We start from the raw sequence: 13,528 nt of genomic DNA on the forward strand, positions 1-13,528 counted from the left end.
CCGGAGCTTATCTTCATCGCCACCGGCTCTGAGGTTGAGCTGGCCGTTGCCGCGTGGGAAAAACTGTCTGCGGAAGGCGTGAAGGCGCGCGTGGTGTCCATGCCATCCACCGACGCGTTCGACAAACAGGATGCGGCGTACCGTGAATCCGTGCTGCCGAAAGCAGTCTCTGCCCGCGTGGCGGTGGAAGCGGGTATTGCTGATTACTGGTACAAGTACACCGGCCTGAACGGTGCTATCGTCGGTATGACCACCTTCGGTGAATCTGCTCCGGCTGAGAAGCTGTTCGAAGAATTCGGCTTTACCGTCGGGAACGTGGTGGCAAAAGCGAAAGCGCTGCTGTAATCGCGAAAAAACTGAAAACGGGTCGCTCAGGCGGCCCGTTTTTTTAACCTTCGCGGAGAAGCGTCTGGCTGTCGCCGTCGTCAGTGATGCGCCCGCTTTCCAGACGGATCGTCCGGGGGAAATGGCGGCGCGCGAACGCATAGTCGTGGCTGATAGTAATAACCGTCGTTCCGCGTTGTTTGCACACCGCCAGCCAGCGTTCAAACATGCCCAGCCAGTGGGCGTCAAAATCCCGGCTGGGCTCATCCAGCAGTAACAGCGGCGGTGTCATCACCTNNTCTTCCAGACCGCAAAGCGCCAGCGCTGCCATCGTCCGCTCGTGAATATGCTTTTTCGGGTATTTCTGCAGACGCAGGCCAAAGGCAACCTCTTCAAAAACCTGGTTATGCAGGATCTGGTTTTCCGCCTCCTGAAAAAGGATCCCGGTATGCCTGGCGCGCGCCAGTGCCGTGTAGCGGGACAGCGGTACGTCATTCAGCGTAATCGTGCCGGACGTGGGGCTGAGCAGCCCGGCCAGCAGGCGTAACAGCGTGGATTTTCCGGCGCCGTTGTCACCGACTAACGCTATCCATTCCTGAGCGTCTACCGACAGCGACAGCGAGGAAAGGCAGAGTTGCGTGGCGGCAGGCCAACGGAAGGAAACCTGATTGAGCGTAATCAAAATGCCTCCAGCGCGTCCGGCGTGAGTCGCCACAGGCTGTGACTGTAATGGCGGGTTCTTGTCGCATCACATTCGAACACTATCACCAGCGACGACTCAGCCTGCGCCCATGCGCTGAGGCGGGTGAGGATCTCTTCCGTCGACTGGGGCGACAGGCGGCCAAACGCCTCGTCCAGCAACAGGATCCGGGGTTTCATAGCCAGCGCACTGGCCATCACCACGCGCTGGGCCTCGCCGCCTGAAAGCGTTGCCGGATGGCGGTGGCGCAGGTGCTGGCAGTGTGTCATCAACATTGCCGTTTCCGTACGCTGCAGGATCTCCGTTTCGCTGAGACAAAGATTTTCCGGGCCAAAGGCGATCTCCTCTTCCACACTAAAGGTGCAGCCCGAAAGCTGTAGCCAGGGCGACTGCTGTACCAGTTGTACGCGCTGCGCCTGTTCAACCAGAGGTTGTTCACCAGGGCGCAAGCCCGCCACTGTCGCGTCGCCGCTCAGGGTGCCGGGTAAAAACTCGGGATACCAGCCAGCCAGCAGTTGCGCGAGCGTGCTTTTGCCGCTGCCATTATCACCGAGTATCGTCACGATGCCGGGACGTGCACAGTGAAAATTCAACTGCCGCGGCGGATGGCGGGCGTCCTGAGGCTGAAAACAGACATTGTCTAGCGTAACCATAGTGCGGCTCCCGCTTCGGCAACTATCATCGCTGCCATCAGGTAGCGCAGATAACGTTGAGACTGGCTGTCGGCAGGCGCCCACAGCGTGGTGCGTTGACGGTGAAGACGAAAGGCACGCATGTCGAGCGCCGCGGCCCGGATGGCAAGATCGTTCAGGGCGCGGTGAGTCAGGGGGATAATCAGAGCAGGGATCGCCTGGAGCCGTTGATACCAGCGCCCGTCCAGCGGAACGCCTCTTGCACGCTGCGCCTCATGAATGCTGCTCAGTTGCTGTTTGAGCTGCTCAACGACCAGCAACGGCCCGGCCAGCAGATAGGCCATACCGGGCGGCAGTCGGCTGGCAAACAGTGCGCGAATGAAATTTCGGGCAGGCACTGCATACAGCCAGAGCTGAGCCGTACTCAGAATCGCCAGCAGGCGAAACCAGAGCGTTACGGCATCGGCCCAGCGCTGCGGATCGCGCGGTTGCCCGGACAACCACTNGGGCAGCCACAGCGTGGTGCAGGCCGCCAGCGCCCAGAGCGTCAGTGACGTAAACGGGTGCATCAACGAACCGCCGACATAGCCGGGAAATTCCTTGTGGTTCTCTGTGGAAGGTTGCGTAACAGCAGCACGACGATCACTGCCGTTAAAATCTTATCAATCAGATTCGCGCCGAGCACGGTGATGGCGACCGATTCAAGCAAGTTTTGCCCCATGGAATGCATCCAGGCGACGAACAGATCGGCACCGCTGCCGGTGACGCCACCGAACAGTGCGGTGCGCAGAGGAACGGCGACGACGGTGACCGCAAGCGTAATCACAATACCGCTAACCACCGCTCTCGGCAGACTGCGAAACCAGCCCGCGCGGGCCAGCCATCCGGCGACCAGGCCAATCACCATCGCCACTGGCGCAAAAGCGGCGGCAATGGGATCGGTCAGTAATCCCCAAATCAGGTTGGTTAATAACCCCGTCAGGCAGCCCGCCACCGGCCCAAGCAAAATGGCGCTGATCAGCGTGCCGATAGAATCGAGAAAAATCGGTAATTTGAGCATACTGATGAGCTGCCCGCCGATCATGTTAATCGCGATAGCAATAACCATTAAGGTCAGGGACTGACTGGAAAAATAGCGATGAGCCATAGATAACCCTCGGAACGACATATTGTTAACGTGGGGCGATGACGAGTTCGTCATAACCAGAAAAGGGGCAAGGGGCACGGGTAAACGCCAGCGCGGTTAGCTCACCGACGACGATTTCCAGCGTGGTGCGCACCGTGCAGCCGGGCATCATGTGACCGCCAAGCATAGCGCCATCAGGATCGGCGATGGAAAGGTGCAGATGTTCGGCGGCGAGCTCGATTGTGCCATTCAACGAAATGATTTCGAATTTACCGGTCAGTCGGGTGGTCTCTTCACGGCCCGCGTAGCGCAGCGCAACGTCGGTCAGGCTGCCAGTGCATCCCGCAATCCAGCCCGCCTGAATCTGGTGATTTTCCATAAACCGGCGCAGTTGCGAAAAGATTTCCTGACCCGGCAGCAGACGGAAAGCCCAAAAACGTGCGGAAGAGACGTGTGGTGTCAGTGGTGTCATGATGTGATGTACTCCGAGACTCGGACGTGAAACGGATGATAAAAGCGATTGCCAAACAAGGCTGTGATTTACATCAGGAAAAAGAGGCGGGGAGGGGAAACGCTTCATTAAAAGCCGGATAATTCCTGGTGCCGGAATAACCATGCGGCATAAACGCTTTAAAATGTGACGCAGGTCAGATAACTGGCTTCTCTCTCTGGACAAACATTCCTTTTATTCCCCGTTTCGCTTATTCTAGCTGAAACGCTTCAGTCGATTAAATGTTCGACAAATAATCAATCAGTCGCAGTTTGTGACAGGCGAGGTTCCCCTTAGCGCGTTGCTGCATTACTCTGTCAGCCACCTCAAATCAGGGAATGTCTCGCAGGAGATCTATGACCGTACGCGTAGCGATTAATGGCTTCGGTCGCATCGGACGCAACGTGGTTCGCGCTTTATATGAATCCGGGCGTCGTGCGGAAATCACCGTGGTGGCAATCAATGAACTGGCAGATGCTACGGGCATCGCGCATTTATTGAAATATGACACCAGCCATGGCCGTTTTGCCTGGGATGTGCGCCAGGAGCGGGAACAGCTGTATGTCGGTGAAGATGTCATTCGTCTCCTCCATGAGCGCAGCATTGACGCGCTCCCGTGGCGGGAACTGGGCATCGATGTGGTGCTTGACTGTACCGGTGTGTATGGCAACCGCGAACATGGCGAAGCGCATCTCGCCGCAGGGGCGAAGAAAGTGCTGTTTTCACACCCGGGCAGTAACGATCTGGACGCCACCGTCGTCTATGGGGTTAACCAACACGAACTCCTCGCCGAACACCGCATTGTCTCCAACGCATCCTGTACCACGAACTGCATCATCCCCGTCATTAAACTGTTAGATGATGCGTACGGAATAGAATCGGGCACGGTAACGACGATCCACTCCGCGATGCATGATCAGCAGGTGATCGACGCTTATCATCCGGATTTACGCCGCACCCGTGCCGCGAGCCAGTCTATTATTCCTGTGGATACGAAACTGGCGGCGGGGGTCACGCGGATNTCCCGAAATTTAACGATCGTTTCGAAGCGATTGCGGTACGCGTTCCGACGATAAATGTGACGGCGATCGATCTTAGCGTGACGGTGAAGAAACCGGTAAAATCCTGTGAAGTCAACAGGTTGCTGCAAAAAGCAGCACAGGATGCATTTCATGGTATAGTTGACTATACGGAATTGCCGTTGGTCTCCACCGATTTCAACCACGATCCGCACAGCGCCATCGTCGATGGCACTCAAACGCGAGTCAGTGGCGCGCATCTGATCAAAACGCTGGTCTGGTGTGATAACGAATGGGGCTTTGCTAACCGAATGCTCGACACCACGTTAGCAATGGCCGCGAAAGGTTTCAGGTAAAGCGCGAGTGCGCTTGCAAAACTTTAAGAATCAACGAGAGGATTCACCATGTCTGTAATTAAGATGACCGATCTGGATCTGGCTGGTAAACGCGTTTTTATCCGTGCGGATCTGAACGTACCGGTTAAAGATGGGAAAGTGACCAGCGACGCGCGTATCCGTGCTTCTCTGCCGACCATCGAACTGGCACTGAAACAGGGTGCAAAAGTGATGGTAACCTCCCACCTGGGTCGTCCGACCGAAGGCGAGTACAACGAAGAATTCTCTCTGCTGCCGGTTGTTAATTACCTGAAAGACAAACTGTCCAGCCCGGTACGTCTGGTGAAAGACTACCTGGACGGCGTGGAAGTGGCTGCAGGTGAGCTGGTTGTGCTGGAAAACGTTCGCTTTAACAAAGGCGAGAAGAAAGACGACGAAGCGCTGTCTAAGAAATACGCTGCGCTGTGCGACGTGTTCGTCATGGACGCTTTCGGTACGGCACACCGTGCGCAGGCATCCACTCACGGTATCGGCAAATTCGCTGACGTGGCGTGCGCAGGCCCGCTGCTGGCCGCTGAACTGGACGCGCTGGGTAAAGCGCTGAAAGAGCCGGCTCGCCCGATGGTTGCCATCGTCGGTGGTTCTAAAGTGTCTACCAAACTGACCGTGCTGGATTCCCTGTCAAAAATCGCTGACCAACTGATCGTCGGCGGTGGCATCGCCAACACCTTCGTTGCTGCACAGGGCCACAACGTGGGCAAATCCCTGTACGAAGCGGATCTGGTTGATGAAGCCAAACGTCTGCTGAGCACCTGCGATATCCCGGTGCCGACTGACGTTCGCGTGGCGACCGAGTTCTCCGAAACTGCGACCGCTACGCTGAAATCTGTAAACGACATCAAAGATGACGAGCAGATCCTGGACCTGGGCGACGTTTCTGCACAGAAACTGGCTGACATCCTGAAAAACGCCAAAACCATTCTGTGGAATGGCCCGGTTGGCGTGTTTGAATTCCCGAACTTCCGTAAAGGCACCGAAATCGTGGCTAACGCGATTGCAGACAGCGAAGGCTTCTCCATCGCTGGCGGCGGCGATACTCTGGCGGCCATCGACCTGTTCGGCATTTCCGACAAGATCTCCTACATCTCTACTGGCGGCGGCGCATTCCTCGAATTCGTCGAAGGCAAAGTACTGCCGGCAGTTGCGATGCTCGAAGAGCGCGCTAAGAAGTAAGACATTCAAGGGCAGGGAAACCTGCCCATTTATTAGCGCGCTTTAAAGCACGCACTCTTTTCATAGGCCGAAGATACAGGACAACGTAAACATGTCTAAAATTTTTGATTTCGTAAAACCTGGCGTGATCACTGGTGATGACGTTCAGAAAGTGTTCCAGGTAGCAAAAGAAAACAACTTTGCTCTGCCAGCTGTTAACTGCGTGGGTACCGACTCCATTAACGCTGTTCTGGAAACCGCAGCAAAAGTTAAAGCACCGGTTATCGTTCAGTTCTCTAACGGCGGTGCCGCGTTCATCGCAGGTAAAGGCGTGAAGACTGACGTTCCGCAGGGCGCAGCAATTCTGGGTGCCATCTCTGGCGCGCATCACGTTCACCAGATGGCTGAGCACTACGGTGTTCCGGTAATTCTGCACACTGACCACTGCGCGAAGAAACTGCTGCCGTGGATCGACGGTCTGCTGGACGCAGGTGAAAAACACTTCGCTGCTACCGGTAAGCCGCTGTTCTCTTCTCACATGATCGACCTGTCCGAAGAGTCTCTGCACGAAAACATCGAGATCTGCTCTAAGTACCTGACCCGCATGTCCAAAATCGGCATGACCCTGGAAATCGAACTGGGTTGCACCGGTGGTGAAGAAGACGGCGTGGACAACAGCCACATGGACGCTTCCTCACTGTACACCCAGCCGGAAGACGTTGATTACGCATACACTGAGCTGAGCAAAATCAGCCCGCGTTTCACCATCGCAGCGTCCTTCGGTAACGTACACGGCGTGTACAAACCGGGTAACGTGGTTCTGACCCCGACTATCCTGCGCGATTCTCAGGAATACGTTTCTAAGAAACACAATCTGCCACACAACAGCCTGAACTTCGTTTTCCACGGCGGTTCCGGTTCTTCTGCTCAGGAAATCAAAGACTCTGTCAGCTACGGTGTAGTAAAAATGAACATCGATACCGATACCCAATGGGCAACCTGGGAAGGTATCCTGAACTACTACAAAACCAACGAAGCATATCTGCAGGGCCAACTGGGCAACCCGAAAGGCGAAGACCAGCCGAACAAGAAATACTACGATCCGCGCGTATGGCTGCGTGCTGCACAGACCAGCATGATTACGCGTCTGGAGCAGGCATTCAAAGAACTGAACGCGATCGACGTTCTGTAATCTCTGCCTGATGGCAATAAAATGGCTTCCTTTGGGAAGTAATGCCAGTCAGTTAAGCAACTGACTGGCTGTTTTCTCAGCTTTTCGGTATTTATAGGGCCTTTCTTTTACCTCTCTCGGGAAGGCCTTTCCCTTCTTACGAGTAGCTTTATCCTCTGTCCAATACTTTCAAGATCCCGCATTAACTCCGGGATTCGACCCGGTGATGCGCCCTGGAGCGTCATCGTTGTATGGTTATAAATAATAAGAAATATCCTAATAGATCATTCCTTATTTAATATAAATATGGCCATTGCCCAAACAAACGTCAGGAAGTTATAAAAATGAGTAACGTATCGCTATTTGAATAAAGACATACTTAGTTATTAAATTGTCTTTAAGGACATAGGTATCCAGTCTCACGAATCCAATTAGGATCTTGTTTGACGATGGAACAACAGTCAGGGATATATGGGATTATTACTGCTTGTTTTTTCTGTATTGCATACTTGCAAACATAACCATCTTTTTTCCCAGATACTGTCACTGATGCATCTGCGCCATTCCTGAGTAATAATTTTGCGAATTCAGTATTCTTTTTCCAAATGGCAGTGATTAAAGCTGTATCAATCGGAGGAACTGCCGTTGCATTAATATTTGCTCCATGTGAGATTAAAAAACTCGCTATTTTTTGATGTTTTTGTGTGCCATAATAACTGGCGACAATTAATGGGGTTTCCTTATATTCTCCCATGGGACTATTAATGTCTGCCCTGACAGTATTGACTAAAAAATAAACCGCCTCGGAATTTGCACTTCCTACAGCTAAATTTAATGCCTCATTTCTATCTGGTAATGTAATTGTTTTGCATTGTTCAGTATCATCAGAACTACAACGAGTACTATTCAAACATTTATCACAAAAAAACCATCTATCTTTCAATTCATTTATCGTTGATGGGAAACTGGCAACTGAACTCAGTGAGAAGTTCTTTTTATACGCAAATGATGTATATGGATTGATGACTATTACAAATAGTGAAGATATCAATAATAATATACTTCTTTTTATGGTTGTCATTATTGTCTTTCCATTCCTGCTTCTTTTTGTGCGGCATTGAATGCATCGCCCCCCATGCGTTCAACTGCGAGTTGATAAATACCGGCAGCGGCATAACAATTTGAAAGTGTTTCTTCAAGACCTGGAATGCCATTTAAAGTCTTGTTACACGCTAAAATTATGTTATCTCCTAATTGTGAGTCACAATATGCTTTATTACTTCCTGGAGTGCCATAACAAATATCATGAGTTCTACAAGCAGGCATGAAATTCGCACCAAATAAACTATCTGGCACATACCAATCTGATTTTTCATCACCGCATCCATATCCCCATGGATTACCATCCGGTCTCACTGATACTGATTTTACCGTCTCAGAATATTTTTCCATTGATTTTCCCAACCCTGCCTTAACTCCCGGTGAATTAACTAATGGACCTAATGCATTCTGTATATCTAATCCAAGCGGATCAACGTAATTAAGCGGATATGTATACAGACTCCATCCTCCGCGCCAACCTATCGGATCCTGAGTAATATACCGTCCCTGCTTCGGGTCATTGTATCGGTGACGGTTATAGTACAGCCCCGTCTCTTTATCATACTGCTGTCCTGGTAACCGGATAAGTTGTTGCAGATTGTCGGGGTTATTCTCACGCAACATATTCCCCCATCATCAAACTCTGCACTCCACGCAATCTCCCCGTTAGCGTTAATCAGCGCCAGCGGCAGGCCACAATGGTCGCAGTGATACAGATGGATTTTCCGTTGCGGACTGTACTCTGGCTCCATCTGGTTTTTCATCTGCTCCTGTTCCAGTCTGTACTCCGCAAGCCACCATTTACTCTCCTCGCCCTCCATTTCCGCCTGCAGTTGGCTCTTCCGTCTGCCGTTTCTGTAGAGGATCCCAGATTATCTACATCGGCAATCTGAAAAACCGATTAAATCTTTCATTTTTTACACCAGCGATAGAGATTCAATTCGTTACAAATATTATTTCATTTAGATAGTAAAAATTTCAAAACATAACTAAAACTAAAACCAATAAAAATGATGAAAAAAGTCAATATAAAGAAAATTATTGATAACCATATACTTCCAACAACGCCTGGAAAATCAGTTGGTTGGAAAAAATAATTAACAAGTGAATTGTACATAAAAATAACGATAGATATTATAATGGCATATGCAAAACATAACCACCATGCACTAAAATCCATACACCACGACACACTTAAGCCACAAAGGAAAAGCCCTCCCCATGGCGCCCATGAAATAATATAATAAGGGATATTCATTCGTGCATATACATATATCGGGATATGTTTTTCTATAAATAACAAAAACAAAAACCAAAACACCCATGCTAATCCCGTGGTAAAATGTTTTAGCATACTTACTTCCCTCCCAAATTTGGTTCAAAAATGGGCTCCCGGCGATAATCAGGCTCTCCAGGTTGTGGGCCTGGATTTATCGGGAAGTTTGGCCATGACGTTTTAGGAATAGATGTTCCACATGATTTCATCGCTTGTTCTGCACAGTGGCAACAATTAAATTCAGTAAAGTGATAATTCTCTCCTTTACAATTCTTCATTGCTTCCCTAATGCACTCATCTTGTGAGGGATTTTGAGGTTCAGTACAAATTGTACCCTCCTTATTTGGAGCAGGATCTGCATGAGTACCCTTATTATCGAAACTTGATGTTGTGCCATCTGTAAATTTTATATAGCAATGCCTTGCATATGGAACAGGGATTGGGTCGAACTTTCTATGGCACATCTGATACAAACCTAAAGGATCTATCTCTGTAACCGGATTTAACGGATACTGATACAGGTTCCATCCGCCCGCCAGCCCTATCGGATCCTGAGTAATATACCGTCCCTGCTCCGGGTCATAGTACCGGTGACGGTTATAGTACAGCCCCGTCTCTTTATCATACTGCTGTCCTGGTAACCGGATAAGTTGTTGCAGATTGTCAGGGTTATCCTCACGCAACATATTCCCCCATTCATCAAACTCTGCACTCCACGCAATCTTCCCGTTAGCGTCAATCAGCGCCAGCGGCAGACCACGATGGTCGCAGTGATACAGATGGATTTTCCGTTGCGGACTGTACTCTGGCTCCATTTGCTTTTTCATCTGCTCCGGCGTCAGCCCGCACTGCGTCAGCCACTGCCGGCTTTGCCCGCTGACCTGGTTCGTCTTCAGTTCCCGCTCCAGATTACCCAGCATTGCCACCAGTTCCGGTGCAAACACCATCCCCGCATCCTGCTGGAGTTTATCCGCCAGCGTACGGCGGCGGGCTTTCGTCAGTTCTCCGGTTGCGGTTTCAATGCGGACTAACGGTGTAAAACTGCCCGGCAGATACACCGTCTGGATGCGGGTGGTGTCTGTCTGCGTGGTGGTCAGCCGGTCGCCGTCCCAGCCGTACCATACGGTTTCCTTCAGTTCCGGCTTTGTACACGAACCATCGTCACAGACCGTACATTCCCATATACGCTTACCCGTGCGGCGGCCCGCCGGGTCATAGATATACCGGCTTTCCGTCAGCAGGTTGCCGGGCTGCATCTGGCGATAATGCGTCAGCCGGTGCTGGTTATCATAGCCATAATGATGAGAAAGGCTGCCGCGCGGACGGGGGCGACGCTCACCCTTTTCAGTGAGTCTGCCGTTTTCATCGTAATGGTAGAAATTATTCGCATCCTGACCGGTGCGGTTATCCCGGAAGTTATCCGGCAGCATCGGGTATTTATCCCGCTCCGCTATCCGGTTGCCCGCCGGGTCGGTCAGGGTCCACTGCGTCAGGTCATGGTGTGCTGATTTAATGTGCGTACTGCGCAGCCGTCCGGCGGGACCGTACTGATAATCATGCTGTTCATTCAGCCCGCTGATACGGACAAGCTGTCCGCCGGCGTTCCAGGTGTAGTCACGGTTAAACCGGGGAATGCTCAGGCGGTGGCTCTGTAACTGACCGCCAGGCATGTATGCCGTGGTCAGTTCGTAATCGCCAAAGCTGCGCTGCGTCTCGCGGTGCAGGCGGTCACGGGTAAAGTCGAGAAGTGGTTCATCACCAAGCTTCATGCCCGCCAGATAACCGCTGCCATACGTCAGCCATTCCAGCGGGGGCAGGTTATCCGGTGTGATGCGGTTCAGCAGCGCGCTGTCGCTGTAATCGTGCCGGGTGTCATGCTGCCACAACAGTTCACCTGTGTCCGGGTGATGCACCATCTGGCGTTTGTGCACAGTACGGCCATGGTCGTCGTGCCCGTACTGCACAGTGACGCGGTGCCCGTCACTGACGTGGCTGATTTCAGACAACCAGCCGCGCTCACTGTAACGCCACTGCTCTGCCGGTTCATCATTCACCGTGCGGTGCGTCAGGCGGTCTGATGCGTCGTAGTGCCAGCAGGTCATGAGGCTTTCATCTTCACTGCGGATGAGCAGCCCGGAGGCGCTGTACCCGTAACGCTGTGTCCTGCCGTCAAAACCGGTTTCCTGCGTCAGTCTGTCCAGCACATCATAAGTGAACGTTATGTGGCTGCCGTTCTCATTCGTGAGCTGCGTGACCCGGCCTGCGGTGTCGAATTGCATCCGCCGTGTCAGCCCGTCCTGTGTGCTGCTGAGAATGTGGCCCCGGGCGTCATGTGTGGTTTCGCGGCGACTGCCGTCAGGGAATGTGGTTACTGTCAGATCGCCAGCCACGTTGTATTCATAATGAGTTTCGCGTTCCTGTGCATCTTTTACAGAGGTCAGACGCCCCCGGCTGTCATACGTCCGGAACTGACTGATACCTTCTTCCTGATGCACTGCCGTCAGTTGTCCGAAACGGTCGTATTCATAGCGGGTTTCATAACCGGAGCAGTCGGTAAAGGTGAGTAACTGACCGTAGCGGCTCCAGGTCATCTGCTTCCGGCTGCCGGTGGTATCTTCGGTTGAGGAAGGATATTCGCTGCGCGGGTCATCATAAAAATAGCGGGTTGCACTGCCGTTACGCAGGGTTTCAGCCGTCAGTCTGCCGTGGTCATCATACTCCTGCCGGCTCTGCAGTCCGTCAGGGTAGACTGTGCAGGTCAGCTGGCGCTGAGCGTTGTAGCAAAACTCCGTGAGCCTGCCGTCCGGTGTGACGAGCGCCGTCAGTTGACCGGACGCGGGGCTGTGCCGGTACTCGGTTTTACGGCCCTCCGCATCCGTCTGCGCGAGCAGTCTGCCTGCGATGTCAGTGTCGCTGCGGGTGATGCTGCCGTCGGCGTGCTCCTTTTTCACTACCCGTTTCATCCCGCCGTCGCCTTCGGTGTGCAGTACCTCCCGGCGGTCCAGACTGTCGGTGACAGTGACGCTATTGTGTCCATAATCATAGGTATAGCTTAAGCCTTCCGGATTATGCTGCGCCGTCACTCGCCCGGCAACGTCATAGCGGTAGCTGGTTTCCGGCCTGCCCGCATAGCGGTGTGCCACCATCCGTCCCGGATGCTGCGCGTCATAGGTCAGGTCGTGAACTGCCGTACCGCTGCGGTCATACACTCTCGCCAGTTCACCCCGGGACGAATATTGATAACGCACCAGGGGAACGGTGGGCAAGTTATCCGGGTATTCCGGGTCGCGGGAAAGCCACACTTCGGCGAGGCGGACGCCACTGTCTGCGCCATAACCCGTGGCGGGGGGCGTGTCCGGACAGGAGGTCAGAACCAGCCGGAAGTTACGGCCTGCACCGTCTGTCACGGCGGTAATGTGACCGGAGAATGCGCCGGATGCGGCACGATGGAAAGTCATTGTCCGCCCGTAACTGTCCGCCAGACCGGTCAGCACCCGGTACGGTGGCAACGGGGCGGGCAGCGCTTCATCCGGCCCGGGAACACGCTCAGACCAGCCCAGGATCCACCACGGCCCCTGCAGACTGTTGGTCGCAAGGTATATATGTGGGCAGACACGAATATCCTGCGTAAGCTGCTGCCAGAGCGCATACAGCGGGTTACTTTCGTGCAACGACGGGACGCCACCTCGCGCCAGCCAGAAAGACTCGCTGCGGCTGAAGGCCGTTTCCCCCGGAAACAGCGGGTGAAAATGAATACTGCGCCCGCCGTTGTCATTGAGTATCAGTTCCGCATCATGTATCTGCAGGCGGATATCAGAGGGCGCTTTCCAGCCGGGGCCAAATATACCCACCGGGGGAGGCGTTCTGGTCTGGTAGCTGCTGTAGGTACGCGAGAGCACAAACGGCAGCGGGCCGGGCAGGGCGATATCGGTTTCGCCGGGCAGTACTTTTGCGCCCAGCAGCGGATTGACCGGGTTGCCGGAGGTCATGCCACCCGGACAGACCGAACAGGCCACGCCGGTCGGTGCGCCAATCATCACCCCCGCCGAGCCCTGGATTATTGGGCCACCTGTCATGGTGCTGTCACCCTGACGGGCTGCCGGTTTTCCGATCATACTCCAGTCCTTCTTTTTTGCTGAATG

General features: G+C 53.2%; 11 protein-coding genes and 3 pseudogenes. 4 read left to right on the forward strand and 10 right to left on the reverse strand.

Annotation, left to right across the window (positions count from 1 at the left end):
* A partial coding sequence (locus tag GM30_RS02360; RefSeq protein ID WP_274519033.1) for a transketolase-like TK C-terminal-containing protein occupies positions 1-345 on the forward strand: 345 nt, incomplete at its 5' end.
* A gap of 43 nt (positions 346-388) precedes the next feature.
* Here the strand turns inward: GM30_RS02360 and GM30_RS02365 are convergent.
* From GM30_RS02365 to GM30_RS02385, 5 genes are all read right to left on the reverse strand, one after another.
* Positions 389-1,006: an ATP-binding cassette domain-containing protein gene (locus GM30_RS02365; protein WP_049847339.1), complete on the reverse strand. Its 618-nt coding sequence runs from the start codon at positions 1,004-1,006 to the stop codon at positions 389-391.
* On the reverse strand, positions 1,003-1,677 hold the full coding sequence (locus GM30_RS02370) for an ABC transporter ATP-binding protein (RefSeq protein ID WP_049847340.1): 675 nt from the start codon (positions 1,675-1,677) through the stop codon (positions 1,003-1,005). The genes GM30_RS02365 and GM30_RS02370 overlap by 4 nt, the downstream gene beginning before the upstream one ends.
* A complete protein-coding gene (locus GM30_RS02375; protein ID WP_049847341.1) occupies positions 1,665-2,225 on the reverse strand; it encodes an energy-coupling factor transporter transmembrane component T in 561 nt (186 codons plus the stop codon). Before GM30_RS02375 ends, GM30_RS02370 begins: the two co-directional genes overlap by 13 nt.
* The gene (locus tag GM30_RS02380) at positions 2,225-2,803 is read right to left on the reverse strand and encodes an ECF transporter S component (RefSeq protein WP_049847342.1); all 579 of its coding nucleotides are present in this window, start codon (positions 2,801-2,803) and stop codon (positions 2,225-2,227) included. The genes GM30_RS02375 and GM30_RS02380 overlap by 1 nt, the downstream gene beginning before the upstream one ends.
* Positions 2,804-2,828: 25 nt before the next feature.
* Entirely contained in the window at positions 2,829-3,254 is a 426-nt protein-coding gene (locus GM30_RS02385) for a PPC domain-containing DNA-binding protein (RefSeq protein ID WP_049847343.1), read from the reverse strand.
* A 374-nt stretch (positions 3,255-3,628) separates the two neighbouring features.
* Between GM30_RS02385 and epd the strand changes: the two are divergent.
* From epd to fbaA, 3 genes and pseudogenes are all read left to right on the forward strand, one after another.
* A pseudogene (gene epd, locus GM30_RS02390) lies at positions 3,629-4,647 on the forward strand (erythrose-4-phosphate dehydrogenase).
* Between the two features lie 48 nt (positions 4,648-4,695).
* Positions 4,696-5,859 carry a phosphoglycerate kinase gene (gene pgk / locus GM30_RS02395; RefSeq protein ID WP_049847344.1) on the forward strand — a complete coding sequence of 388 codons (1,164 nt, stop codon included), beginning with the start codon at positions 4,696-4,698 and terminating at the stop codon, positions 5,857-5,859.
* A 91-nt stretch (positions 5,860-5,950) separates the two neighbouring features.
* The gene (fbaA, locus tag GM30_RS02400; protein WP_049847345.1) at positions 5,951-7,030 is read left to right on the forward strand and encodes a class II fructose-bisphosphate aldolase; all 1,080 of its coding nucleotides are present in this window, start codon (positions 5,951-5,953) and stop codon (positions 7,028-7,030) included.
* Between the two features lie 48 nt (positions 7,031-7,078).
* Here fbaA and GM30_RS23620 read toward each other — a convergent pair.
* From GM30_RS23620 to GM30_RS02410, 5 genes and pseudogenes are all read right to left on the reverse strand, one after another.
* Positions 7,079-7,254, reverse strand: a pseudogene (locus GM30_RS23620) (IS4 family transposase); the annotation flags it as partial.
* A gap of 152 nt (positions 7,255-7,406) precedes the next feature.
* Positions 7,407-8,090, reverse strand: a complete 684-nt coding sequence (locus GM30_RS23625) for an ankyrin repeat domain-containing protein (RefSeq protein ID WP_072094009.1) — start codon at positions 8,088-8,090, stop codon at positions 7,407-7,409.
* A pseudogene (locus tag GM30_RS26955) lies at positions 8,090-8,928 on the reverse strand (RHS repeat-associated core domain-containing protein); the annotation flags it as partial. The gene GM30_RS23625 and the pseudogene GM30_RS26955, both read right to left, overlap by 1 nt.
* 140 nt (positions 8,929-9,068) lie before the next feature.
* The gene (locus tag GM30_RS25930; RefSeq protein ID WP_124966065.1) at positions 9,069-9,464 is read right to left on the reverse strand and encodes a hypothetical protein; all 396 of its coding nucleotides are present in this window, start codon (positions 9,462-9,464) and stop codon (positions 9,069-9,071) included.
* 2 nt (positions 9,465-9,466) lie between these two features.
* Complete coding sequence (locus GM30_RS02410; RefSeq protein WP_193391767.1) at positions 9,467-13,501, reverse strand: RHS repeat-associated core domain-containing protein; 4,035 nt, start codon at positions 13,499-13,501, stop codon at positions 9,467-9,469.
* Positions 13,502-13,528 lie beyond the last annotated feature (27 nt).

The sequence above is a fragment of the Trabulsiella odontotermitis genome (genome assembly GCF_001188485.1).
Lineage (GTDB): Bacteria > Pseudomonadota > Gammaproteobacteria > Enterobacterales > Enterobacteriaceae > Trabulsiella > Trabulsiella odontotermitis_A.

What these genes read in the sequence shown, in the direction of transcription:
- pgk (WP_049847344.1), top strand. Translation starts at nt 4,696, where the DNA reads ATGTCTGTAATTAAGATGACCGATCTGGATCTGGCTGGTAAACGCGTT.
- GM30_RS02385 (WP_049847343.1), bottom strand. Translation starts at nt 3,254, where the DNA reads ATGACACCACTGACACCACACGTCTCTTCCGCACGTTTTTGGGCTTTC.
- GM30_RS02410 (WP_193391767.1), bottom strand. Translation starts at nt 13,501, where the DNA reads ATGATCGGAAAACCGGCAGCCCGTCAGGGTGACAGCACCATGACAGGT.
- GM30_RS23625 (WP_072094009.1), bottom strand. Translation starts at nt 8,090, where the DNA reads ATGACAACCATAAAAAGAAGTATATTATTATTGATATCTTCACTATTT.
- fbaA (WP_049847345.1), top strand. Translation starts at nt 5,951, where the DNA reads ATGTCTAAAATTTTTGATTTCGTAAAACCTGGCGTGATCACTGGTGAT.
- GM30_RS25930 (WP_124966065.1), bottom strand. Translation starts at nt 9,464, where the DNA reads ATGCTAAAACATTTTACCACGGGATTAGCATGGGTGTTTTGGTTTTTG.
- GM30_RS02370 (WP_049847340.1), bottom strand. Translation starts at nt 1,677, where the DNA reads ATGGTTACGCTAGACAATGTCTGTTTTCAGCCTCAGGACGCCCGCCAT.
- GM30_RS02380 (WP_049847342.1), bottom strand. Translation starts at nt 2,803, where the DNA reads ATGGCTCATCGCTATTTTTCCAGTCAGTCCCTGACCTTAATGGTTATT.